Origin of the sequence: Phreatobacter sp. AB_2022a (assembly GCF_026847585.1) — a bacterium.
Classification (GTDB): Bacteria; Pseudomonadota; Alphaproteobacteria; order Rhizobiales; family Phreatobacteraceae; genus Phreatobacter.
In genome coordinates this window covers 14982-37258 of sequence record NZ_JAPSET010000044.1, presented here as the reverse complement: position 1 = coordinate 37258, position 22277 = coordinate 14982, and the positions used below count along the sequence as shown (strand labels likewise).

The following is a 22277-nucleotide window of genomic DNA, read 5'->3' as shown; positions in this document are numbered from 1 at the left end:
TCGAGCGGCGGCCTGGGTCGCCGCCATGGCGGCGGGCTGGCTCGCCGCCCTCGCCCCGGCCGCCGCCGAAACCCGGCTGTGCAACCGGACGAGCCTCGTCACCGAGGCGGCGATCGGCGTGATCGCCAACGATACCGCCGCGACCCGCGGCTGGTTCCGACTCGATCCCGGCCAGTGCCGGGCGATCCTGACCACAGCCGAGCCCGCCGGAAAGCTGTTTCTGCACACCCGCGCAGTGACCGAGCCCGCCGATGCCGGCCTCGGCCCGGTCGGCGCCGTCAGGCTTTGCGTCGGCGAGGGGGATTTCCTGGTCGCCGCGGCGCTCGCCTGCCGGGATCCCCGCCATCGCCTTGCCGGCTTCACCGAAATGCGCCCGACCGTGGTCGACGGCATTGCCGTGCTGTTCCTGTCGGAGGAGGCCGACTACGACCTGCCGCAGGCGCGGCGGGCCGGCATCCAGCGGCTGCTGACACGCATGGGCTACGATCCCGGACCCATCGACGGCCTCGAAGGGCCGCGCAGCGAGCAGGCGGTGAAGGCTTTCCTCGCCGACCGCCATCTGGCGCCGGAAAGTGCCGGCGCGCCGGACTTTTTCGACATGCTCATCGCCGCGCTGAAGGCCGGCGAGGGACCGGGCTTTGCCTGGTGCAACGACACCGGCTTCCGCGTCATGGCTGCGCTCGGCGTCGAGGAGGGCGGACAGGTCATCACCCGCGGCTGGTACCGTGTCGAACCCGGAGCCTGCCTGAAGCCGCCGGTCGATCCGGCGGCGCAGCGCGTCTATTCCTATGGCGAGGCGGTGGATGCGCAGGGCCGGCCGGTGCTTATCAGCGGCAGGCCGCTGACCTATGGTGGCGAGGTCGGCGCCTGCATACGGCCCGCCGAGTTCGAGATCGCCGGCGCGAGCGATTGCGCCGCCCATGGCGCGACCCGGGCCGCTTTCCTGGAGGTCGGTTTCGACGGCCGCCGCCGCGCCACAGTCCGTTTCCGGGAGCCGCAATGACCGATCAGCAGCAATTGAGCCAAGAATTCGCCCATGTCGAGGCCTGGATCTTCGACCTCGACAACACGCTCTACCCGGCGCATCTGTCGCTGTGGGCGCAGATCGACGGGCGGATCAAGGACTACATATCGACCTTCCTGAAGATCACGCCGGACGAGGCGTTCAAGCTGCAGAAGGACTATTACCGGCGCTATGGCACGTCGCTGCGCGGCCTGATGATCGAGCACGGCATGAGCCCGGACGATTTCCTCGGCTATGTCCACGATATCGATCATTCGCCGCTGCAGGCCAATCCGGAGCTCGGCGCGGCGATCGCCGCCCTGCCGGGACGCAAGTTCGTGTTCACCTCGGGCACCCGCTCGCACGTCGCGGCGGTGACCCGCCGGCTCGGTTTCGAGAACCAGTTCGACGGTGTCTTCGACATCGTCGATGCCGGTCTTCTGCCGAAGCCGCATCACGAGACCTACGAGAAGTTCCTGCGCGATCACGGTGTCGCGCCGGAGCGCGCGGCCATGTTCGAGGATCTCGCCCGCAATCTGGAGGCGCCGCACAGGCTCGGCATGAAGACGGTGCTGGTGGTGCCGGAAAATACCCGGGAACTGTTCCGCGAGAGCTGGGAATTCGAGGGCCGCAACGACGACCACGTCGATTTCGTCACCGACGATCTCACCGCGTTCCTGATCCGGCTCAGGCTCTGATCGCGCGCCGCCAGGAGCGGATCAGAACCCGCCCTTGGTGCTGAAGCCGTCGTCGTCGCGGCCGCCGGACGAGCCGCCACCCCACGAGCCTCCGCCCGAGGAGCCTCCGCCGCCCCAGGACCCGCCGCTCGACGAGCCGCCGCCCCATGAGCCTCCGCCGCCCCAGGACCCGCCCCACGAGCCGCCGCCGTCGCCCCACCAGCCGCCACCTCCGGAACTGCCCGTCGGGAACGGCTGGCTCCAGCGCCGGCCCTGCTCCATGCGCGCCCAGTAGTCGGCGCCGCTGAGGGCGCCGGTGACGAGGCCGCGCAGCAGGTGGCCGATCACGTCGTTGTCGAAATAGGAGCCGTCCGTGTCGTAGCGCCGGTTGCGGAAGCCGGTCGCCACCTGCGAGAGTTCGGACCGCCGGCGCGAGATCTCGGCAAGTTCGCCGCGCACGCGCTTCACCATGTCGTCCAGCCGATCCTGGGCATCGCGGGCTGCGCTGATCGTCTGGACGATCCTCTCGTCGTCGGGCGAGGGGGTTGCCCGCGCCTCCTGGTAGAGCCGATTGAGGTCGGTGGCGCGCAGTGCCTCGGCGAGCAGGCTGACGGCCTCGCGGTAGCGCTGGTCCTCGCCGCGGCCGAAGGCCTCGATCTCGGCAGCGATCGCCGCCTGCGTCTTGTCGGCGCTCGCGCGGGTGGCATCGAGCGCCTCCAGGCGCCGCCGGTGATCCTCGATCTCGGCGTTGGCCTTGTCGCCGCCGCCGGCGGCGAAGGCGTTCATTTCCATGGTCTTGACGCGCTCGACCGCCTCGACGGCGAGCGCGGCGCTGCGATTGGCGTGCTCGCGCAGGCGCTGCGGGATCTCGGTCAGCATCGCATAGTTCGGCCGGGCATCCTGATAGCGGATGATCCGCGCCACCCAGCCGTCCAGCATGCGGGCGATATTGCCGGCCTGGTAATCCTGCGTGCCGTAGCCGCGGCGCCAGAGATAGGTGAACAGCGGGTCGTCCTCGTAGGGCTTGCGCTTGGCCTCCAGCTCGTCCTCGGCCGTCTTGGCCTTGCTCTCCGAGGCCTTGGCGACATTCACCGCCTGCTCGGCAGCGGCCTTGGCGGCGGCATAGTCGCCCTGTGCTGCGAGTCCCACCTGCGCCTCGTTCTCGACCGCCCGGCGCTTCTCCTCGGCCTCCGCGAGCTCGGCCGCGAAGGCCTGTCGTTCGGCCGCGATGCGGGCAATATCCGCCTCCGCCGCCGCCAGCCTCTTGTCCAGCGTGGTGCGGTCGTTGGCACGCAGGGCCAGCACCGCTCGGACCTTGGTGGCGATCGTGGTCAGCTGGCCGCCGAGCCCGTCGGCGCTCTTCAGCCGGAACGCGGCGAGGTCGCGATAGCCCTCGGCCTCGTCGGTGCGGGCTTCCGCCATCTTGCGCATGGCTTCGTCGAGGCGGCGATTGGCGTCCGCCTCGGCGGAACGCAGCTGGCCGAGGGCATCCTCGATACCGCCGAGGGCCGAATGTCCCGGGATCATCGTCGGTCCTGCTCCTACCAGCGCGTAATGGCCCCGCCCGGCAGCGGCACGCGCCAGGTGGGCTCGAGCTGGCCACGCGCCTTGCGGCCGAGCGTGGCGTTCTGGATGATACCGTCGTCGGCCTTGTCGCGCCGGATCTCGTCGAACAGGCTTTCCGGCACGCGCACCGCCCATTTGCTGACGACCGCGGTCGAGCCATCCTCCTCGGAGGTGATGCTGCGCGACAGCGGCCGGCCGTCGCGGCCGATCGCCTCGACGACGAGGTAGTAGTTGTTGGCGTTGCGGTTGCGGTTCGGCGCACGGATGATGCCGGTCAGCTCGCCCGGCCGCGACACCACCCTGACGTCATATTCCGACCGGACCTCGTCGCGCAGCAGCTGCAGGTCGGCCACCGCCTTGCGGGCAAGGTCGGCCTTGCCGTCGCGCGCCGCGGTCTGGCCGTCGGTCACGAGGGCGGCCACCCGCGCCTTGATCGCATCGGCGCTCGCGTCGCGGTTGATGTCGGCGGCGATCTGGGTCAGCGCCGCCGGAATGGTCGATGTCAGTTCGGTTCGCGCCGCCTGGTCCTGATAGACCAGCGTGCCGGTGCCGATGCCGAGCGCGGCGAGCGCGCCGAGCGCCCATTTGCCCCAGGCCTGCCGCCGGACATAGAGCCGCGCGAGCTTCACCCGCAGCGTATTGGCCGGCGGCTTGTAGACGAAGCGTTCCTCGCGCAGGGCCTTGACGCCCTGGCGCAGGATTTCGTCGGAAACCGGAATGCCCTGGTTGCGGTAGATCGTCCGCAGCCGCTCGATCAGGTCTTCCTCGCGGTCGCCCGCCGCCAGCTCTCGCTCGGTGAGCTGCTCGCGGTGGCGCAGCGTATCGACGACATCCATGGCGAGCATGACGTCGTCGAGCTGGGCGGGCGGCTTGGCGGGCGCTTGCGGCGCCGTAGGCGCCGCGGCTGCGGTATCGGTCATGGAACGGCGTTCCCCCTGTGGGTGGTCACAGTCCCAGCGCCGCGCCCTTTTCGGCGAGCGCCGCCAGGCGCTTCTTGCCGTCCTCGACCGCGTCGCGGATCTCCTGGCTGTTCTGGGTCGAGAGTTTGCGCATCTCCAGGATGATCTCGCCGGATTTTTCCTGGAACGAGACGACGGAGTCGACGAGCTTCTTGACCGCGTCGGCGCGGATGGTCGGCCCGTAGCCGGCACGCAGCGCTTCCTCCTGCACCTTGTCGCCGATCTCCGAGAGCGTCTCGAGCGATTTCGACACGCCCTCCTTCATCTCGTTCAGCGTCCTGGTCGATTCGTGCAGGCCCTGCAGGCCGGTGAACGAGGCCTTCAGCGCGGTCAGCACCGCGTCGTTGGTCGAGAAGAACGAGATCGCCTGGGCATAGACGCGTTCCTTGGCGGACGTCGTCTGCATCAGGCGCGCCATGATGACCTCGGACGTGTTGTAGCCGATGGTCAGGTTGTCGGAGAGGTCCTTAGCGATCTGGTAGCGCTTCTCCTCGTCCTGCATCTCGCGCAGCTTGGTGTCGCGGATGAGTTCGAGATTGGCCCGCTCGGCCGGCACCGTCCCGGTATAGGCGGCGACAGCGTCGGAGGCCGCCTTCAGCTCATCCTGCTTGGCCTTCAGCTTCTCTTCGGCCTTCTGCAGCACTTCGAGCGCCTGCACTTCGGACTGCTTCAGGGCGCCGCGGAAGTCGCGATAGGCATCGAGAATGGTCACCTCGCGCTGGATCTGGTCCTTGGTGGCCCGGGCGACGTCGAGATAGGTGGTGCGGATGCCGTCGAAGCGGGTGGCGATGTCGCCGCGGCGGACCTTGGTCCAGATGTTCTCCAGGCGCTCGAAGGTGGAGATCTTGCCGTCGGCGAGCTGCTCGACCATGCGCTTGGCATCGTCGCGGATCGAGTTGAACGAGGAGGTGATCTGCTCGTAGCGCTCGCCCACCTCCATGCCGGAAATCTGGTTGCGCACCACTTCGTTGAACACGCCGACCTGGTTCAGCGTCCGGGCGATCACCGTGATGCGCTCCTGGTCGAGGTCGGAAATCTTCTGCAGAAGCGGGATGATCGGCTGCTCGTCGATCTTCGCCGGCATCAGGCCGAGGTCGCGCAGCACGCCGGTTGCGCGGTCCAGATACTGCATCGGGGAGGGGACGACGGTCGTGGTGGTCGTGGGCGCGGGGGTGTTCATCTCAACGCTCGTTCGCCAGAACCGGCCCTCTGCCGGCCGGCACAATGTGATGGCGGCGGCAGGCAAAGGCAAGACGCCCGCCGGTGTATGCCTGCAGATAGTGACGTAGCGGCAGCCTGGCTCAGCGCCGCGCCGTGCCGAGGATGGTGCCGGCGACCTGCTCGGCCATGCAGGCATGACCTGCCGGGGAAAGATGCAGGCCGTCCCATGAGATCAGGCCGTCGAAGGCGCCGCGATTGGTCGTGGCCAGCCGCTGCATGGCGGCGAAGCGGCGGACGACGGGAACACCGTTGCGGGCGCCTTCCTCGGCGATGATCCGCGCCGCGACCGCGGTCGCGTTGCTGCCTTCGGCCCAGCGGGAGAACTGCGGGTCGACCAGCATGGCGTCGGCGCCGCCGGCGCGGATGGCGGCGAGCCCGCCGGCCACGGTCGCCCGCAGGCTTTCCGGCGAGACGCCAAAATTGGCGTCGTTGGTGCCGAGCTGCCAGATCACCAGATTCGGCCGGTGGGCGGCGATCTCCGCCTGCAGGCGCCGGGCCGCGCCGGATGCGGTTTCGGCCGGCACGCCCGACACGACCACCTCGATGCTCGCCTGCGGCACCCGGGCCTTGATCAGCGGGCCGATCTGCGTCGCGAAGCCGGCGCCGGCCGCGCCATATCCGGCCGTCGTCGACGAGCCGATGGCGAGGATCTTCAGGGTCTGATGGGCGCGCAGGCGCTGGGTCGTCTGCGGCAGCGCGCCGCCGGGCGTGGGCGTTGCGATGGAGGCGACAGAGCAGGCGGCCTCGGCGGCGGCGGGCACGAGAGCAGCGACGAGGGCGAGAGCTAATCTGCCGATCATGGAAGGCCTCGAAACATCGGGATACGGTTCACTAGCGGATCACCTGCCGTAAAGGCAATCCCGGCCGGATTCACTCGGCCGGTCCGAGCAGCAGGCGCGCGGCCAGCGGCAGCACCAGCGCGATGCCGACGAAGCGGACGATGTGATGGGCCCCGACGAAGGCCGGATCCATGTCGAGCACGAAGGCGAGGATCGCCATGGCCTCGATGCCGCCGGGCGCATAGGCGAGGATGACCTTGCCGACCGGCAGGCCGGCGGCGACGGCCACGAGGCTGGCGACGACGAGGGTCACGAGGGTCGCGATGACGAAGGCCCCGGTCGCCGGCTTGACCAACTGGCGCAGCTCGGCGAGCGCGGTGCCGCTGAAGCGGGCGGCGATCAGCACGCCCATGACGACGAGCGCGGCGAACATCAGCGCCGGCGGCAGGCCGGCGGTGACGAGGCCAGTGCCATGCAGCACCGCGCTTGCCAGCATGGCGCCGACGGTCGCGCCGCCGGGCACCTTGAGCCGCTCCATGCCGAGGCCGCAGGACACGGCCATGACCGCGAGCAGGGGATAGTCGAACCAGGTGGCGGGGCCGGCCGCGACGGCCGGTCGCGCGGCGGTTCCGCCGAGGCTGGCGAGGACGAGGAAGCTCGGCAGCACCGCGACCAGCAGGACCAGCCTGAGGCTGTGCACCATCACGACGGCGCGGGCATCGGCCTTCGAGCTCATGGTCAGCGCCATGACATAGCTCATCGCGCCCGGGATCGAGGCATAGAAGGCGGTCGGCCGGTCGAACCGCTCGAAGCGGATCAGGTAGATCATGATGGCCGCGACGGTCGCCGGCACCAGCACCAGGAGGCCGCCCATCGAGATCGGCCAGGACAGGGCGAGCCGCAGCGTCTCCGGCGTCACCGCCGAACCCATCACGGTGCCGAGCAGCAGGAACACGGCCGAGGTGATGCCGGTGGGCACGCGCACGTCGAGGCCGGCCAAGGCGGCGATCGACACCGCCACCAGCGAGCCCGACATCCAGGCCGCGGGCAGTCCGGCCCGGTCGAAGATGAAGCCGCCGACCGCCCCGATCAGGCAAGGCAGCAGAAAGGTCCGGGCGAACTTGAGGGCGTCGGCGCGCATCGTCATGGCACGGCTCTGCTGTCGCATGACCGCGCCGTTCCGGCCATGCCGGCCGGCGCATGGCAGCCGAACGGCCGGCCCGGGCGGCAGGTCACGGCTTCAGCTTCGCTTCCAGAGCCTCGATCCGGTCGGCCTCCGCTGGCGGCTTGTCCCAGCGGATGCGCGCGATGCGGGGAAAGCGCATGGCGATGCCGGATTTGTGCCGGGTCGAGCGCTGCAGGCCTTCGAAGGCGATCTCCAGCACCAGCCCTTCGCGCGGACCATGGACCACTTCGCGCACCGGCCCGAACCGGTTGACGGTATTGTTGCGCACGAACCGGTCGAGCTCGCGCAACTCCTCGTCGGTGAAGCCGAAATAGGCCTTGCCGACCGGCACCAGCTCGTCGCCGTCGGCTCCCGCCCGCCAGACGCCGAAGGTGAAGTCCGAATAGAAGCTCGATCGCTTGCCATGGCCGCGCTGGGCGTAGAGCAGCACGCAATCGACCACCATCGGGTCGCGCTTCCACTTGTACCAGAGCCCCTTGGGCCGGCCCGGCAGGTAGGGCGCGTCGCAGCGCTTCAGCATCAATCCTTCGATAGCCTCGGCGTCGCCGCCGACCGAGGCGGGGTCGATGCGCGCGGCGGCGAGCGCCTCCCAGGTCGTGAACGGCACCAGCGGCGACAGGCTGAGCCCCGACCCGGCATGGGCGGCGACGAAGGCCTCGAGGCGCGCGCGCCGCGCCGCGAAGCCGAGCGGGCGCAGATCTGTCTCGCCCTCGAACAGGAGATCGTAGACCCGGATATGGGCGGGGAATTCGGCCAGCATGGCGGCGGAGACCTGCTTGCGGTTCAGCCGCTGCTGCAGCACGTTGAAGCTCTGCACGCGCCCTTCGCGCAGGATCAGGAGCTCGCCGTCCACCGCGCCGTCGAAGGTCATGGCCTCGACGAGATCGGGAAAGCCGCCGGAAATGTCCTCGCCGGTGCGCGAATAGAGCCGGGCGACACGCCGTCCGTCCGGCCTGACGCCGGCGGCGGCCTGCACCCGGATGCCGTCCCATTTCCACTCGGCGGCGAAGTCGGCCGGATCGAGCTTGTCGAAATCGGTTTCTTCCAGCGCATGGGCGAGCATGGGCGGGCGGAACGGCGCGGGGTCGCGCGCCTGCGGCTTCTCGCCCCGTCCCTCGAGCCAGGCGAAGAGCTCCGCATAGGGCGGGGTGAGGCCGGGCCAGATCAGCTCGATCTCGTCGGCGTCGCGGCCGCCGAGCGTGGCGGCGGCGGTCTTGGCAAGGCGCGCGGAGACGCCGATGCGCATGGCGCCGGTGATCAGCTTCAGCAGCGCCCAGCGCCCGGTTTCGTCGAGCGTGTCGAGCCAGCCGGCGATCAGCTTCGGCAGCGCCAGCTTGCCTGAGGTCGCAAGTCCCTCCACCACCTCGGCAAGGCCCGGTCCATGGGCCGCGGCGGGGCTGGCCGCCGCCGGCTCCGTCGCCGGCCGCGGCCAGATCAGCGCGACCGTCTCGGAGAGATCGCCGACATAGTCGTAGGACAGCGCGAACAGAACCGGGTCGACACGTTCGGTGACCAGGGCGCGAATGAGGCTGGGCTTGGCATGCTTGAAGGTGAGTGCTCCGGTCATCGCGGCCAGCGCGAAGCCGCGGTCCGGATCCGGCGTCGCTGCGAGATAGGCCGAGATCAGGCGCAGCTTGCCGTTGCGCCGCGGCTCATAGGCCAGCCGGTCGATGAGGGCGGCGAAACGGTTCATGCCTTGCTCTCCGCCTCCGGGGAGGGGCCCGCGAGACCGGCTTCGTCCTCGTCGCCGTAGCCGACGAGGCGCAGCGGTTTCGCCTTGAGGCCGTTGAGGCCGCACCAGTGGACCAGCGCGTCCTCCTGGCCGTGGGTCACCCAGACCTCGGCCGCGCCGGTGTCGAGAATGGTGCGCCCGAGTTCGTCCCAGTCGGCATGGTCGGAAATGACCAGCGGCAGTTCGATGCCGCCCTGCTTCGCCCGGGCGCGCACCCGCATCCAGCCGGAGGCGAAGGCGGTGACCGGATCGGCGAAACGGCGGGCCCACAGATCCTTGGCTGCGCCCGGCGGGCCGATGACCAGGGCGCCGGCGAGCTCGGCCCGCTCGGCATCGCGGACCAGCCTGATGCTGCCGAAATCGAAACCCTCGCTCGCGTAGAACTGGGTCAGCTTCTCCAGCGCGCCGTGAATGAAGATCGGGCGGTCGTAGCCGGCGGTCCTGGCGAGCGCCATGACGCGCTGCGCCTTGCCGAGCGCATAGGCGCCGACCATGTGGGTGCGCTCGGGAAAGAGGCTGAGCGAGGCCAGCAGCTTGCCCACCTCGCCCTGGGCGTCCGGATGACGGAAGACCGGCAGGCCGAAGGTCGCCTCCGTGATGAAGACGTCGGCCGGCACCACCTCGAACGGCTCGGCGGTCGGATCGGCGGCGCGCTTGTAGTCGCCGGAGACGACGATCCGCAGGCCGCCATGGGCGACGGCGATCTGCGCCGAGCCGTGGATATGGCCGGCCGGATGGAAACTGAACCGGACGCCGTTGACGGCGACCGCCTCGCCCCAGCGCACGGCCTGGGTCGTGCCGGCGAAATCCTCGCCGTAGCGGATCGCCATCACCGCGAGCGTCGGCGCCGTTGCCAGGACGGCGCCGTGACCGGCCCGGGCATGATCGGAATGGCCATGGGTGACGAGCGCCTTGCCGACCGGGCGCAGCGGGTCGATATAGACGTCAGCGGGCGGGCAGTAGAGCCCGCGCGGCGTCGGTTGCAACAGATCCTCGGGGCGCAGACCGGGCAAGGCGATCCTATCCTCGGGTTGGCGCGGCTGGGCCGGCAGATGCCGCCGGGTGATCTCGGCTCCGTGTTTTGCTTCTGCGGCCCGCCTCGCCTAAATTAGAACGCATGAGCTTCGAAACCGCCAGCCCGTCCGTCGAACGGACGCCGCGCCTCGCCCGCTGGGCGACGGCCGGCGCGGTGGCGCTGCTGCTTGCGACCGCTGGCCTCCTGTGGTGGACGCAAGGGGCCAAGGTCTTCCTCGACACGCTGTCGGCGGGTCTGGCCTGGTGTCTCTAGAGGCATTGTCCAAACAGCAACCGACGAGACAAGAGCCGACATGACCCGCGCCGACCCGCCGGCCCCGCGCCGTCCCCGCTCCGCAGCGATCATCCTGTCCTTCGCGCTGCTGGTCGCCGGCCTCAGCGCGCTCGCGGCGGTGGTCTGGGTGACCATGCCACGCGGCGGCGCGGTGGCGACCGCGTCCTCGGCCGTGGGCGGGGCCTTCTCGCTTACCGACCAGACCGGCAAGGCCGTCACCGAGAAGGACTTCGTCGGCCGGCCGACCCTGGTCTTCTTCGGCTTCACCCATTGCCCGGACATCTGCCCGACCAAGCTGTTCGAGATGACGCAGATGCTCGACAAGCTCGGTTCCGATGCCGACAAGGTCAATGTCGCCTTCATCACCGTCGATCCGGCCCGCGACACGCAGGCGCTGCTTGCAACCTATCTCGGCAGCTTCCACCCGCGCATCCGCGGCCTGACCGGCAGCGAGGCCGACGTGGCCCAGGCGATGCGGGCCTATCGCGCCTTCGCCCGCAAGGTGCCTCAGGACGGCGGCAACTACACGATGGATCACACGGTCTTCGTCTATCTGATGGACCGCAACGGCCAGTTCGTCTCGACCTTCGACGTGCAGCGCGATCCGGAGGCCGCCGCGCGCGACCTGCGCCGCTACATGTGACCTGAGCGCCCGGCCGTTCTCTTTTCGTTCGCAAAGACCGCTGGAATCGGTTAGGTTGCGGGCGATGTCCGATACGCTCCTCGTCATTGGCGACAGGCCGGTCAGCTCGGGCGAGGTCGTGCTCGCGCTGCTCGGCCTTGCCGTCTTCCTCCTGGTCGTGCTGTTCGCCGCCATGCGCCGGCAGGCCGCGGCGCGAGCGATCGAAGCCGAACGGGCCGTCCTCCACGCGCAGGAGCTGGAGGAGCGGATGGGCGAGATGAACCGCGTTCAGGCCGAGCTGACCGGCCGGCTGCAGGCCATGGCGGAAGGCTTGCAGGCCCGCCAGTTCGACCTGACCAAGGCGCTCGGCGAGCGGCTCGACGGGCTCAGCGTCCGGCTTGGCCAGTCGCTCGAAGGCCAGACCCGCACGACGGTGGAGAATCTCGGGCGCCTGAACGAGCGCCTGGCCGTCATCGATTCGGCCCAGAAGAACCTGACCGACCTCGCCGGGCAGGTCGTGTCGCTGAAGGACGTGCTCGCCAACAAGCAGGCACGCGGCGCTTTCGGCCAGGGGCGGATGGAAGCGATCCTGAAGGACGCATTGCCGCGCAACGGTTACGAGCTGCAGCCGACGCTCTCGACCGGCAAGCGGCCCGACGCGGTGATCCGCATTGCCGGCGACCCGCGCGGCCTCGTCGTCGACGCCAAGTTTCCGCTGGAGGCGGTGACGCTCTGGCGCGAGGCTAAGGCGGAAGAGGTCAGGCGCATGGCGGCGCAGCGGCTGCGTCAGGATTTCGCGGTGCACGTCAAGGATATTGCGGAGAAGTACCTGCTTCCGGGCGAGACCCAGGACCTGGCGCTGCTGTTCGTGCCCTCCGAGGGGATCTATGCCGACCTCAACGAACATTTCGACGATGTCGTGCAGAAGGCCTTCCGTGCGCGGGTGATGGTGGTATCGCCCTCGCTGCTGATGCTGGCGGTGCAGGTCGTGCAGGGGCTTCTGAAGGACGAGCGGATGCGCGACGAGGCCCGCGTCATCCAGAAGGAGGTCGGGCTCCTGCTCGACGATGTCTCACGCCTTTCCGACCGTGTGCTCAACCTGCAGCGCCATTTCGGTCAGGCCCATGACGATCTCGGCCAGATCCTGACCTCGGCCGACAAGATCGCCAAGCGCGGCAGCCGCATCGAGGCGCTCGAATTCGACGAGGCGCCGTCGGCACCGGCCGGGCTTGCCAAATTGCCGCTGAAGGGCTCGCAGGCCGCCGAATAGGCCAATTGGGCGCTTCTGTGCCGCGGGTCGAACGAATGGTATAGGGGAATATCATGACCGCCGAGCCGGACAATCTCGTTCTTCATCTGCTGCGCGAGATGCGCGGCGAGATCACGCAAATGCGCGGCGAGATGACGGAAATGCGCGGCGAGATCACGCAAATGCGCGGCGAGATGACGCAAATGCGCGGCGAGATCACGGAAATGCGCGGCGAGATCACGGAAATGCGTGGCGAGATCACGGAAATGCGGGGCCAGATGGCGACCAAGGCGGACCTCGCCGGCGCCCGCAAGGAGTTCGGCGAGCAGATCGTCGGATTGCGGCGGACCGTGGTCGAATACCATTCGGTCGTGGTTGGCCATGGCTCACTCATCAGCGAGCTGGAGAGGCGCCTGCGGCGCGTCGAACAGCACCTCAACCTCGAGCCGTCCGACCACTGAAGCGATGGGCCTCAGGGCCCGTGGGTCCAACATCGGGTGTCGCCGGCCAAGCCCGCGGTCCCCGTGCCCGTTGCGACTCAGTTGTCCTTGCTCGCCAGCCCGTCCCAGAACGCTTTGGCCTTGGCGAAGAAGCCGGCCGTCTCGGGTTGCGTATCCTTCGAGCTCTCCTTCTCGAACTCGGCAAGCAGCTCCTTCTGGCGCTTGGTCAGGTTGCGCGGCGTTTCCACGTCGACCTGCACATAGAGATCGCCGACTACCTTGGAGCGGAGCACCGGCATGCCTTTGCCGGTCAGGCGGAAGCGCTTGCCGGACTGCGTGCCCTCGGGAACCTTCACCTGCGCCCGGCCGCCGTCGATGGTCGGCACCTCGAAGGTGCCGCCGAGCGCGGCGGTGACGAGGGAGATCGGCGCGCGGCAATAGAGATCCTGGCCGTCGCGCTGGAAGAAGGAATGGGGCTGGATCGAAAGGAAGATGTAGAGATCGCCCGAAGGGCCGCCGCGGAAGCCGGCTTCGCCCTCGTTGGCGAGCCTGATGCGGGTGCCGTCCTCGACGCCGGCGGGAATATTCACCGACAGGACGCGTTCCTTGGTCACACGACCGGAACCGCTGCAATTGGTGCAGGGATCCTCGATCACCTGGCCGCGCCCCTGGCAGGTCGGGCAGGTCCGCTCGACAGAGAAGAAGCCCTGGCTCGCGCGCACGCGGCCGTGCCCGGCGCAGGTGCCGCAGGTCTTCGGCTTGGAGCCAGCCTTGGCGCCGGAACCCGAGCAGACCTCGCATGTCGCCGTGGTCGGAATGCGCAGCTGGGCAGACTTGCCGTCGAAGGCCTCCTCCAGCGTGATCTCCATGTTGTAGCGCAGGTCGGCGCCGCGTTCGCGCCCGCCGGCGCCGCGCCGGCGGCCGCCGGCCATGCCGAACAGCTCCTCGAAAATGTCAGACATGGACGAGGAGAAATCGCCGCCGAAACCCTGCGGGCCGCCGCCGCCGTTCTCGAAGGCCTGGTGGCCGAAACGGTCGTAGGCCGCCCGCTTCTGCCCGTCGGACAGAACCTGATAGGCCTCGTTCAGCTCCTTGAACTTGTGCTCGGCCTCGGCATTGTTGGGGTTGCGGTCGGGATGATATTGCATCGCCTTCTTGCGGAAGGCCGATTTCAGCGCGGCATCGTCGGCATCACGGCTGCATCCCAGAATGTCGTAATAGTCGCGCTTGGACATCGTCGTTCTGATCACCAGGGGCTGCACGCCGCCGGAGCGGCAGCTGTTGTGTTCGCCCAGAGGCAAAGCGGCGAAGCGTGGCTCGTGTCAAGGCCTGCGGCCGCCGCGCCGTCGTGCGGAGCGGCAGGTGTAACCGCGACCGACGGGGCGGCAGGCAGCCCGAAAGCCGTCGCACCGGTCGCGGACGGCAGCCGGAAGGTCGCGTGAGAGACCGTGCCGCGTGGTTCAGCGCCCGGCGCCGCAGTCCCTGCCGGGAGCGGCTTTGCGCCCTGCGTCGCGGCGCGGTCGGCAATCGCCATCGCGGAGGCCCCTGATCGAACGCCCGGGACGCGGACGTCCCGGGCGGCAAGATGAAAGTCCCGTCAGGCGGACTTCTTGTTGTTCTTGTCGTCCTTCACTTCCGTGAAGTCGGCATCGACAACATCATCCTTCTTCGCGTCGGCGTCGGCGTCCGCCTCGCCGCTCTGGGCGGCATACATGGCTTCGCCGAGCTTCATCGAGGCCTGAGCCAGCGCATTGGCCTTTTCCTTCAGCGCCTCGGCGTCCTCGCCCTTGGCGGCTTCCTTCACCGCGGCCAGCGCGTCCTCGATGGCCTTGCGGTCGGCTTCGCCGATCTTGGAGCCATGCTCGGCCAGCGCCTTCTCGGTCGAGTGGACGAGGCCGTCGGCCTGGTTGCGGGCTTCCGCCAGCTCCTTGCGCTGCTTGTCCTCGGCGGCATGCGCCTCGGCGTCCTTGACCATGCGCTCGATGTCGCTGTCGGACAGGCCGCCGGAGGCCTGGATGCGGATCTGCTGCTCCTTGCCGGTGCCCTTGTCCTTGGCCTGGACGTTGACGATGCCGTTGGCGTCGATGTCGAAGGTCACCTCGATCTGCGGCACGCCGCGCGGCGCCGGGGGAATGCCCATGAGGTCGAACTGGCCGAGGATCTTGTTGTCCGCAGCCATCTCGCGCTCGCCCTGGAAGACCCGGATCGTCACCGCGTTCTGATTGTCGTCGGCGGTGGAGAACACCTGGCTCTTCTTGGTCGGGATCGTGGTGTTGCGATCGATGAGACGGGTGAACACGCCGCCCAGCGTCTCGATGCCGAGCGACAGCGGGGTCACGTCGAGCAGCAGCACGTCCTTGACGTCGCCCTGCAGAACGCCGGCCTGGATCGCCGCGCCCATGGCGACGACCTCATCCGGGTTGACGCCCTTGTGCGGCTCCTTGCCGAAGAACTGCTTCACCACTTCCTGGATCTTCGGCATGCGGGTCATGCCGCCGACCAGGACGACCTCGTCGATCTGACCGGCCGAGAGCCCGGCATCCTTCAGCGCCTTGCGGCACGGCTCGACCGTGCGCTGCACGAGGTCGTCGACCAGCGCCTCGAACTTGGCCCGGGTGAGCTTCAGCTGCAGGTGCTTCGGGCCGGACGCGTCGGCCGTGATGAACGGCAGGTTGATCTCGGTCTGGGTCGAGGAGGACAGCTCGATCTTGGCTTTCTCCGCCGCCTCCTTCAGGCGCTGCAGAGCCAGCTTGTCCTTGCGCAGGTCGATGCCCTGCTCCTTCTGGAACTCGGCCGCCAGATAGTCGACGAGACGCATGTCGAAGTCTTCGCCGCCGAGGAAGGTGTCGCCGTTGGTCGACTTGACCTCGAACACGCCGTCGCCGATCTCGAGGATCGACACGTCGAACGTGCCGCCGCCGAGGTCATAGACCGCGATGGTGCCGGAGCTCTTCTTGTCGAGGCCATAGGCGAGCGCGGCCGCCGTCGGCTCGTTGATGATGCGCAGCACCTCGAGGCCCGCGATCTTGCCGGCGTCCTTGGTCGCCTGACGCTGGGCGTCGTTGAAATAGGCGGGAACCGTGATCACCGCTTGGTCGACGGTCTGGCCGAGATAGGCCTCGGCGGTCTCCTTCATCTTCTGCAGCGTGAAGGCGGAGACCTGCGAGGGCGAATAGCTCTTGCCCTCGGCCTCGACCCAGGCGTCGCCGTTGCCGGCGCGGGTGATCTTGTAGGGAACCAGCTTCTGGTCCTTGGCGACCGTCGGGTCGTCGTAGCGGCGGCCGATCAGGCGCTTCACCGCAAAAATGGTCCGCTCGGGGTTCGTCACCGCCTGGCGCTTGGCCGGCTGGCCGACGAGGCGCTCCTCATCGGTAAAGGCGACGATGGACGGCGTGGTGTTGGCGCCCTCCGAATTGATGATCACCTTTGGCGTCGTGCCTTCCATCACGGCAACGCATGAATTGGTCGTGCCGAGGTCGATACCGATGACCTTGCCCATATTCTTCTCCTCACTCTAAGCGGATCGGCAGGGCCCGAAGCACCCTTGACGCACCAAGGCTTGGAAGGACCAATTCCGGTCTCTCCGGACTTAAGCGCGCCGACCCCTTATTCGTCCTGGGGGTTTGAAGCAAACGAAAGCAGCAAAACGCGCCGCTTTCATTGGTTGCTGGCGATATAGGGACAGGCTTTTCCGCATGCAAGAACTGCGCTTGCATCGCAGCCGGGAATTCACGATCCCTTCGGGCCTCCGCCGGAGCCCGGGACAGGGCGGTGGGCCGGCCCCTCCCAACGGACAACTGCGGCGCAACGGCAACAATACCCCGCCGACGCGCAGTCCTGCACCTCACGCGAGGTGACCCGGCTGTTCCGTCGCGCTATGTGACAAAGGTTCTCTGCTCTGTCGGACCCCTCGATGACGCGTCTCGTCCTCCTTCTGGCGATTTCCGCCCTGACCGCCTTCGGCGGCATGGAGGCGCACGCGCAGCTGCAATTGCCCGGCGCCACGGCGCCGACGCCGCGCGGCGGCGTCGCCCCGTCCAGCGCTCCGAGCCATCGCGGCGGCGGGGTCTCATCGGCGAACCGCGGCCCGGCCGGCCCGCCGCCGCGCCGCGGCGAGGAGACGCTGCCCGGCCGCACCCTGCGCTTCCTTGGCCAGCAGGGCTCCATGGTCATCACCCGCGGCGGCACGCCGGCCCAGCCGGTCTTCACCATCGCCGCGACCGGCGTCGGCCGGCGCGGCAACGACATCCGCAGCATGTGCACGCCGGATCTCAACGCCGGCCAGGTGGTGACCTTGACGCCGCTCGGCCGGCCCGAGGGCCTGTCGCGCTTCGAGGCGTCCTTCCCGGGCTGCACCATGGTGATCGACCTCTTGTCGGATGCCGCGATCGTCTCCGCGCCCGGCGGCGCCTGCCGGTTCTCCGACGATTGCCAGGTCGATCCGACCGGCCTCTGGGGGCCGGTCGACCGCGAAATGCCGCCCGAGGCCGAAGTCGAGCGGGCGCGCGGCGCCGCCGACCGCCGCCTCAACGCGGCGCGCCGGACGCTGCAGCAGCGGCTGAGGACGACGCCGGAGGGCCGCACCTTCCTCAGCGAGCAGGCCGGCTTCGGGGCCAATCGCGAGAGGGTCTGCCGCAATTACGGCACGACCGATGCCGGCCTCGGCTATTGCGCCCTGAAATATACCGAGGCGCGCGCCGCCGCGCTCGAAGCGCGTGTCGCGGCGACGCCGGAAACCCAGACCAGCCGGCGGCACCGCAACTGACGCGCTCAGGCCGCGGCGTTGGGCGCGGCCGCCGGGGTCAGCCAGCCGATGATCGCGCCGGCGGTATCGCTGACGATGGCGATCCGCCCGACGCCGGGAATATCGAAGGGCTCCTGCAGCACCTCGCCGCCGGCCCCCGCCACCCCGCGGCAGCGCTCGTCGACATTGTCGACCTCGACATAGCAGAGCCAGCCCGGCATTGCCTCGGGATCGTCCGGCGGCATCGACATGATGCCGGCCGCCGGCGTGCCGTCCGCCGCATGGGCGATCCAGTACTCGGCGTCCGGCATGGGGAATTTCTGGTAGGTCCACCCGACGGTCGCCGCATAGAAGGCCTTGGCCTTCTCGACGTCGTCGGTCATCAGCTCGTTCCAGTTGAACTTGCCGTGCATTCCGGCCTCCCGCGACACTGGCGCTGCCACGCTCACGCCGGCGGAACGCCGGCAGGCCATCGTCCGATCCCCGGCGGGCGGAAATGCGGCAGGTCAGCCGATCAGCCGGGACAGCACCTTGGCGGTATAGTCGACCATCGGCACGATGCGCGCATAGTTGAGCCGCGTGGGACCGATCACGCCGAGCACGCCGACGATGCGGCTCTGCCCGTCGCGGTAGGGCGCGACGATCATCGAGGACCCGGACAGCGAGAACAGCTTGTTCTCCGAGCCGATGAAGATGCGCACGCCGTCGGCCGTCTCCGCGCGGTCGAGCAGGTCGACGAGATCGCGTTTCGATTCCAGGTCGTCGAACAGGAGGCGGATCCGCTCGAGGTCCTCGATCGCCTTGAGGTCGCCAAGCAGATTGGCCTGGCCGCGCACGATCAGGCGCCGGTCGCCCGGATCGCCGCCCGACCAGGAGGCAAGGCCCGCCTCGACCAGCTTCTGGGTGAGCTCGTCGAGCTCGGCTCGCGCCGCCGCCAGCCCCTGCTGCAGTTCCAGCCGTGCTTCGGCGAGCGTGCGGCCGCGAATGCGCGCATTGAGGAAGTTGGAGGCTTCCACCAGGGCCGAAGGCGGCAGGCCCGGGGCGATCGGGACGATCCGGTTCTCCACCTGGCCATCCTCGGAGACGAGCACGACCAGCGCCTTTTCCGGCTCGAGCCGGACGAATTCGACATGTTTCAGCCGGGCGTTCGACTTCGAGGTGAGCACCACGCCGGCCCCGCGTGACATGCCGGAGAGCAGCTGGGAGGCGTCGGCCAGCACGGTTTCCAGCGACCGCTCGGCGCCGGAGGCCGCGACCTGCGCCTCGATCGCATTGCGCTCGGCTTCGGCGAGGTCGCCGAACTGCATCAGCGCGTCGACGAAGAAGCGCAGCCCGCTTTCGGTGGGCAGGCGGCCGGCCGAGGTGTGCGGCGCGAAGATGAGGCCGGCCTCCTCGAGATCGTGCATGACATTGCGGATCGAGGCCGGCGACAGGGTCATCGGCAGAAGGCGCGACAGATTGCGCGAGCCGACCGGCTCGCCGGTTGCAAGATAGCTCTCGACGATCTGGCGAAAGATCTCGCGCGAGCGCTCGTCGAGCTGGGCGAGCGTGGAGAGACTGGCCGGCAGATGCGGGATATCGGCGGACAAGGTTCGTTAGCCTCCTGACCCCCCGAATTTGGGCGGTTCGGCCGGCCGGATCAAGCCGCCCGCGGCATGTGGACCATGCCTCGTCCTTGTCCTTCGGGCCGGCTCGCCGTAAGAACCGCTGTTCCATTGATCCGAGAAAACCGCCATGCGTCCCTCCAAACGCGCGCCCGACGCGCTGCGCCCCGTCTCGCTCGAACGCGCGGTCGCCCGCTATGCCGAGGGCTCCTGTTTCGTGAAATTCGGCAATACCCACGTCCTGTGCACGGCGAGCCTCGAGGAAAAGCCGCCGGCCTGGCTGCGCGGCCAGGGCCGCGGCTGGGTCACCGCCGAATATGCCATGCTGCCGCGCGCCACGCTCGAGCGCACGCGCCGGGAATCGAGCGCCGGCAAGCCGACCGGCCGCACCATGGAGATCCAGCGCCTGATCGGCCGGGCGCTGCGCACGATCGTCGACCTGCCGGCGCTCGGCGAGCGCCAGATCACCGTCGACTGCGACGTGATCCAGGCCGACGGCGGCACCCGCACGGCGGCGATCACCGGCGCCTGGGTGGCGCTGCACGACTGCATCGCCTGGATGAAGGCCCGCGACATGGTGAAGGCCAATCCGCTGAAGGATCATGTCGCGGCCGTGTCCTGCGGCATCTATCGCGGCACGCCGGTCCTCGACCTCGACTATGCCGAGGATTCGGAGGCCGAGACCGACGCCAATTTCGTGCTGACCGGCGGCGGCGGCATCGTCGAGATCCAGGGCACGGCCGAGAAGACGCCGTTTTCCGAGAACGAGCTGCTGCAGCTGCTCGCGCTCGCCAAGGCCGGTTGCACGCGGCTCGTCGACCTGCAGAAGACGGCGGTGGCCTGACATGCGCAAGCTCGGCCCCGGCACCCGCCTGGTGGTGGCGACCCACAACAAGGGCAAGCTCAACGAGTTCCGCGACCTGCTCGGCCCCCATGGCGTCGAACTGGTCTCGGCGGGCGAGCTCGGGCTGCCCGAGCCGGCCGAGACAGGCACGCTCTATGCCGAGAACGCGCTGATCAAGGCCCGCGCGGCAACCGCCGCCACCGGCCTTGCTGCCGTCGCCGACGATTCCGGCCTCGCCATCGCGGCGCTCGACGGCGCGCCAGGCCTGTTCACCGCCGATTGGGCGGGCCAGCCGCGCGATTTCGCGGCGGCGATGGCGCGTGTCGACCGCGAGCTCGGCCTGCGCGGCGTCGCCACGGCCGGCGCCCGTGCCCACTTCGTCTCCGCCATCGCCTTGACCTGGCCGGACGGCGAGGAGGCCATTTTCGAGGGCCGCGTCTTCGGCACGCTCGCCTGGCCACCGCGCGGCGCGCAAGGTTTCGGCTACGACCCGATGTTCGTTCCCGACGGCTTCGACAAGACCTTCGGCGAGATCGACAGGCAGGTGAAACACGGCCTGCCGCCGCATGGCGAGGGGCTGTCGCACCGGGCCCGGGCCTTCCTGCGGCTCGCCGAAGCGGTCCTCGAAAAGTCCGGGGACAAGGCTTAACTTCGCGCCATGACGGCTTTTCGACCTCCCGGCAGCGGCGGCGCTGGCGACCCCGGTTTCGGCATCTATGTGCACTGGCCGTTCTGCGCGTCGAAATGCCCCTATTGCGACTTCAACAGCCACGTCCGGCATGTCGCGCCGGACCAGGAGCGTTTCGTCGCCGCCTTCGCGCGCGAGCTCGGCACGGCGGCGGCGCGCGTGCCCGGGCGGACCGTCTCCTCGATCTTCCTCGGCGGCGGCACGCCCTCGCTCATGCGGCCGGAGACGGTCGGCGCGATCCTCGACCGCATCGCGGCGCTCTGGCCGGTCGCCGCCGACTGCGAGGTGACGCTGGAGGCCAATCCGACCAGCGTCGAGGCCGAGCGCTTCCGCGGTTTTCGCGCCGCCGGCGTCAACCGTGTCTCGCTCGGCGTCCAGGCGCTCGACGATGCCGACCTGAAGAGCCTCGGGCGGATGCATTCGGTCGACGAGGCGCTGCGGGCGGTCGAGATCGCGCGGCGCCATTTCGACCGTTATTCCTTCGACCTCATCTATGCCCGGCCAGGCCAGACGCCCGAGGCCTGGGCGGCGGAGCTGGAACGCGCCATCGGCGAGGCGGCCGAGCATCTCTCGCTCTACCAGCTTACCATCGAGCCGGGCACCGTGTTCGAGGCGCTGCACAAGGCCGGCAAGCTCGCCATGCCGGACGCCGATATGGGGCGCACGCTCTACGACCTGACGCAGGACATCTGCATGAGCGCCGGCCTGCCCGCCTATGAGATTTCCAACCACGCCCGGCCCGGCGCCGAATGCCGCCACAACCTGATCTACTGGCGCTCGGGCGACTTTGTCGGGGTCGGCCCCGGCGCGCATGGCCGGCTGACCCTCGGCAATGGCCGCATCGCGACCTCGACCGAGCGGCATCCCGAAACCTGGGCGGCCCTCGTCGAAACCGAGGGCTCGGGCATCATCGAGGAGGAGCGCCTCGTCCAGGAGGAGACCGTCGACGAGTTCCTGGTCATGGGGCTGAGGCTTGCCGAAGGCATCGACCTCAAGCGCTACGAAGCCCTTTCCGGCCGGGTGCTTGATCCCGAGCGCATCGCTTTTCTGGAAGGCGAGGGCCTGGTCGCGCGGATGGCGGGCGACCGGCTGAAGGTGACGGCGCGGGGGTTTCCGGTGCTCGACGCCGTCGTTGCCGACCTTTCGATGTGATGGCAGCGGCGAGAGGTTCGGGCGCTATCCCTATGTCGCCCGCGAGCCGGGACATCACAATCCGTCAGGCCGCCGCGATATCGGTTTGGGAAAAATCATTGCCTTTGAACAGAAGCGGCGCCCGATAAGCTTTCGCGCATGCGTACGACATGCAGTCGGCGAGATTGAGTTGGGCCGGATGGCCGCGCCCTTTGCCATAGAGTGCGAAGGCTGCGACCGCCTGTCTGGCGATGCCTGCGTCGATAGCAACGACGGAAATGTTTGCCTCCGTGAGCAGACGCTGAATGTCGATCTCGACCTCTCTTGGGTCGATCTGGAGCAGGCTGGCGAGCCGCATGGCGGCCTCCCAATGACGAGCCCGGATGTGCAGCATTGCCCTGCCGCGGCGAGCTTGAGGGCAAAGAAATCGGCATCGGCTTCCTTTGCCAGGATCGCTACGATCGCCGAAGTGTCGACGAACATCAGTGGCCCCACATGTCGTCGGGCGGCCCGCTTTCGCAAA

22 protein-coding genes are annotated in these 22277 nt (G+C 68.9%); 10 read left to right on the top strand and 12 right to left on the bottom strand.

Annotated features, from left to right (window positions below):
• Positions 1-25: 25 nt before the first annotated feature.
• Positions 26-1003, top strand: coding sequence for a DUF1036 domain-containing protein (locus tag OZ671_RS25190; RefSeq protein ID WP_268863264.1), 978 nt, complete (start codon positions 26-28; stop codon positions 1001-1003).
• Positions 1000-1701, top strand: a complete 702-nt coding sequence (locus tag OZ671_RS25185) for a pyrimidine 5'-nucleotidase (RefSeq protein WP_268863263.1) — start codon at positions 1000-1002, stop codon at positions 1699-1701. The genes OZ671_RS25190 and OZ671_RS25185 overlap by 4 nt, the downstream gene beginning before the upstream one ends.
• 21 nt (positions 1702-1722) lie before the next feature.
• Here the strand turns inward: OZ671_RS25185 and OZ671_RS25180 are convergent, their stop codons facing one another.
• The 7 genes from OZ671_RS25180 to OZ671_RS25150 all read right to left on the bottom strand — a co-directional run bounded on the left by OZ671_RS25180 (position 1723) and on the right by OZ671_RS25150 (position 10127).
• Positions 1723-3207: a hypothetical protein gene (locus OZ671_RS25180; RefSeq protein WP_268863262.1), complete on the bottom strand. Its 1485-nt coding sequence runs from the start codon at positions 3205-3207 to the stop codon at positions 1723-1725.
• Positions 3208-3221: 14 nt separating this feature from the next.
• Complete coding sequence (locus OZ671_RS25175) at positions 3222-4166, bottom strand: DUF6384 family protein (RefSeq protein WP_038301956.1); 945 nt, start codon at positions 4164-4166, stop codon at positions 3222-3224.
• Positions 4167-4191: 25 nt separating this feature from the next.
• Complete coding sequence (locus OZ671_RS25170) at positions 4192-5385, bottom strand: cell surface protein (protein WP_268863261.1); 1194 nt, start codon at positions 5383-5385, stop codon at positions 4192-4194.
• Between the two features lie 121 nt (positions 5386-5506).
• Positions 5507-6226, bottom strand: a complete 720-nt coding sequence (locus OZ671_RS25165) for an SGNH/GDSL hydrolase family protein (protein WP_038301955.1) — start codon at positions 6224-6226, stop codon at positions 5507-5509.
• A 70-nt stretch (positions 6227-6296) separates the two neighbouring features.
• Entirely contained in the window at positions 6297-7352 is a 1056-nt protein-coding gene (locus OZ671_RS25160; RefSeq protein ID WP_268863260.1) for an AbrB family transcriptional regulator, read from the bottom strand.
• A gap of 85 nt (positions 7353-7437) precedes the next feature.
• Entirely contained in the window at positions 7438-9084 is a 1647-nt protein-coding gene (locus OZ671_RS25155; protein WP_268863259.1) for a cisplatin damage response ATP-dependent DNA ligase, read from the bottom strand.
• Positions 9081-10127, bottom strand: a complete 1047-nt coding sequence (locus OZ671_RS25150; RefSeq protein ID WP_268863283.1) for a ligase-associated DNA damage response exonuclease — start codon at positions 10125-10127, stop codon at positions 9081-9083. Before OZ671_RS25150 ends, OZ671_RS25155 begins: the two co-directional genes overlap by 4 nt.
• 113 nt (positions 10128-10240) lie before the next feature.
• On the opposite strand from OZ671_RS25150, the gene OZ671_RS25145 reads away from it, so the two are divergent.
• From OZ671_RS25145 to OZ671_RS25130, 4 genes are all read left to right on the top strand, one after another.
• A complete protein-coding gene (locus OZ671_RS25145; protein WP_268863258.1) occupies positions 10241-10411 on the top strand; it encodes a hypothetical protein in 171 nt (56 codons plus the stop codon).
• A 40-nt stretch (positions 10412-10451) separates the two neighbouring features.
• On the top strand, positions 10452-11075 hold the full coding sequence (locus OZ671_RS25140) for an SCO family protein (RefSeq protein ID WP_268863257.1): 624 nt from the start codon (positions 10452-10454) through the stop codon (positions 11073-11075).
• A 64-nt stretch (positions 11076-11139) separates the two neighbouring features.
• Positions 11140-12324 (top strand): DNA recombination protein RmuC, encoded by a 1185-nt coding sequence (locus OZ671_RS25135; protein ID WP_268863256.1) that lies wholly within the window; start codon positions 11140-11142, stop codon positions 12322-12324.
• A 53-nt stretch (positions 12325-12377) separates the two neighbouring features.
• Positions 12378-12764, top strand: a complete 387-nt coding sequence (locus OZ671_RS25130) for a hypothetical protein (protein ID WP_268863255.1) — start codon at positions 12378-12380, stop codon at positions 12762-12764.
• Positions 12765-12841: 77 nt separating this feature from the next.
• On the opposite strand, the gene dnaJ is transcribed toward OZ671_RS25130, so the two are convergent.
• Positions 12842-13978 (bottom strand): molecular chaperone DnaJ, encoded by a 1137-nt coding sequence (dnaJ, locus tag OZ671_RS25125; RefSeq protein ID WP_038301951.1) that lies wholly within the window; start codon positions 13976-13978, stop codon positions 12842-12844.
• A 362-nt stretch (positions 13979-14340) separates the two neighbouring features.
• Positions 14341-16242: a molecular chaperone DnaK gene (gene dnaK / locus OZ671_RS25120; RefSeq protein WP_268863254.1), complete on the bottom strand. Its 1902-nt coding sequence runs from the start codon at positions 16240-16242 to the stop codon at positions 14341-14343.
• 414 nt (positions 16243-16656) lie between these two features.
• Here dnaK and OZ671_RS25115 point away from each other — a divergent pair, with 414 nt between their 5' ends.
• On the top strand, positions 16657-17508 hold the full coding sequence (locus tag OZ671_RS25115; RefSeq protein WP_268863253.1) for a hypothetical protein: 852 nt from the start codon (positions 16657-16659) through the stop codon (positions 17506-17508).
• A gap of 5 nt (positions 17509-17513) precedes the next feature.
• Here the strand turns inward: OZ671_RS25115 and OZ671_RS25110 are convergent, their stop codons facing one another.
• A complete protein-coding gene (locus tag OZ671_RS25110) occupies positions 17514-17900 on the bottom strand; it encodes a VOC family protein (protein ID WP_268863252.1) in 387 nt (128 codons plus the stop codon).
• A 93-nt stretch (positions 17901-17993) separates the two neighbouring features.
• The gene (gene hrcA / locus OZ671_RS25105) at positions 17994-19076 is read right to left on the bottom strand and encodes a heat-inducible transcriptional repressor HrcA (protein WP_268863251.1); all 1083 of its coding nucleotides are present in this window, start codon (positions 19074-19076) and stop codon (positions 17994-17996) included.
• Between the two features lie 145 nt (positions 19077-19221).
• On the opposite strand from hrcA, the gene rph reads away from it, so the two are divergent.
• The 3 genes from rph to hemW are packed head-to-tail and all read left to right on the top strand — an operon-like array spanning position 19222 to position 21775.
• On the top strand, positions 19222-19935 hold the full coding sequence (gene rph / locus OZ671_RS25100) for a ribonuclease PH (protein ID WP_268863250.1): 714 nt from the start codon (positions 19222-19224) through the stop codon (positions 19933-19935).
• Position 19936: 1 nt separating this feature from the next.
• Positions 19937-20584, top strand: coding sequence for a non-canonical purine NTP pyrophosphatase (locus OZ671_RS25095; RefSeq protein ID WP_268863249.1), 648 nt, complete (start codon positions 19937-19939; stop codon positions 20582-20584).
• 9 nt (positions 20585-20593) lie between these two features.
• Positions 20594-21775 (top strand): radical SAM family heme chaperone HemW, encoded by a 1182-nt coding sequence (gene hemW / locus OZ671_RS25090; RefSeq protein WP_268863248.1) that lies wholly within the window; start codon positions 20594-20596, stop codon positions 21773-21775.
• A gap of 64 nt (positions 21776-21839) precedes the next feature.
• On the opposite strand, the gene OZ671_RS25085 is transcribed toward hemW, so the two are convergent.
• Positions 21840-22112, bottom strand: a complete 273-nt coding sequence (locus OZ671_RS25085; RefSeq protein ID WP_268863247.1) for a type II toxin-antitoxin system VapC family toxin — start codon at positions 22110-22112, stop codon at positions 21840-21842.
• Positions 22113-22277 lie beyond the last annotated feature (165 nt).

Coding starts and splice junctions, on each gene's coding strand:
- OZ671_RS25190 (WP_268863264.1), top strand. CDS start 26: ATGGCGGCGGGCTGGCTCGCCGCCCTCGCCCCGGCCGCCGCCGAAACC.
- OZ671_RS25185 (WP_268863263.1), top strand. CDS start 1,000: ATGACCGATCAGCAGCAATTGAGCCAAGAATTCGCCCATGTCGAGGCC.
- OZ671_RS25135 (WP_268863256.1), top strand. CDS start 11,140: ATGTCCGATACGCTCCTCGTCATTGGCGACAGGCCGGTCAGCTCGGGC.
- OZ671_RS25130 (WP_268863255.1), top strand. CDS start 12,378: ATGACCGCCGAGCCGGACAATCTCGTTCTTCATCTGCTGCGCGAGATG.
- OZ671_RS25095 (WP_268863249.1), top strand. CDS start 19,937: ATGCGCAAGCTCGGCCCCGGCACCCGCCTGGTGGTGGCGACCCACAAC.
- OZ671_RS25180 (WP_268863262.1), bottom strand. CDS start 3,207: ATGATCCCGGGACATTCGGCCCTCGGCGGTATCGAGGATGCCCTCGGC.
- OZ671_RS25155 (WP_268863259.1), bottom strand. CDS start 9,084: ATGAACCGTTTCGCCGCCCTCATCGACCGGCTGGCCTATGAGCCGCGG.
- hemW (WP_268863248.1), top strand. CDS start 20,594: ATGACGGCTTTTCGACCTCCCGGCAGCGGCGGCGCTGGCGACCCCGGT.
- OZ671_RS25085 (WP_268863247.1), bottom strand. CDS start 22,112: ATGCGGCTCGCCAGCCTGCTCCAGATCGACCCAAGAGAGGTCGAGATC.
- OZ671_RS25140 (WP_268863257.1), top strand. CDS start 10,452: ATGACCCGCGCCGACCCGCCGGCCCCGCGCCGTCCCCGCTCCGCAGCG.
- OZ671_RS25145 (WP_268863258.1), top strand. CDS start 10,241: ATGAGCTTCGAAACCGCCAGCCCGTCCGTCGAACGGACGCCGCGCCTC.
- OZ671_RS25160 (WP_268863260.1), bottom strand. CDS start 7,352: ATGACGATGCGCGCCGACGCCCTCAAGTTCGCCCGGACCTTTCTGCTG.
- OZ671_RS25170 (WP_268863261.1), bottom strand. CDS start 5,385: ATGAACACCCCCGCGCCCACGACCACCACGACCGTCGTCCCCTCCCCG.
- OZ671_RS25115 (WP_268863253.1), top strand. CDS start 16,657: ATGACGCGTCTCGTCCTCCTTCTGGCGATTTCCGCCCTGACCGCCTTC.
- OZ671_RS25175 (WP_038301956.1), bottom strand. CDS start 4,166: ATGACCGATACCGCAGCCGCGGCGCCTACGGCGCCGCAAGCGCCCGCC.
- dnaK (WP_268863254.1), bottom strand. CDS start 16,242: ATGGGCAAGGTCATCGGTATCGACCTCGGCACGACCAATTCATGCGTT.
- rph (WP_268863250.1), top strand. CDS start 19,222: ATGCGTCCCTCCAAACGCGCGCCCGACGCGCTGCGCCCCGTCTCGCTC.
- OZ671_RS25110 (WP_268863252.1), bottom strand. CDS start 17,900: ATGCACGGCAAGTTCAACTGGAACGAGCTGATGACCGACGACGTCGAG.
- dnaJ (WP_038301951.1), bottom strand. CDS start 13,978: ATGTCCAAGCGCGACTATTACGACATTCTGGGATGCAGCCGTGATGCC.
- OZ671_RS25165 (WP_038301955.1), bottom strand. CDS start 6,226: ATGATCGGCAGATTAGCTCTCGCCCTCGTCGCTGCTCTCGTGCCCGCC.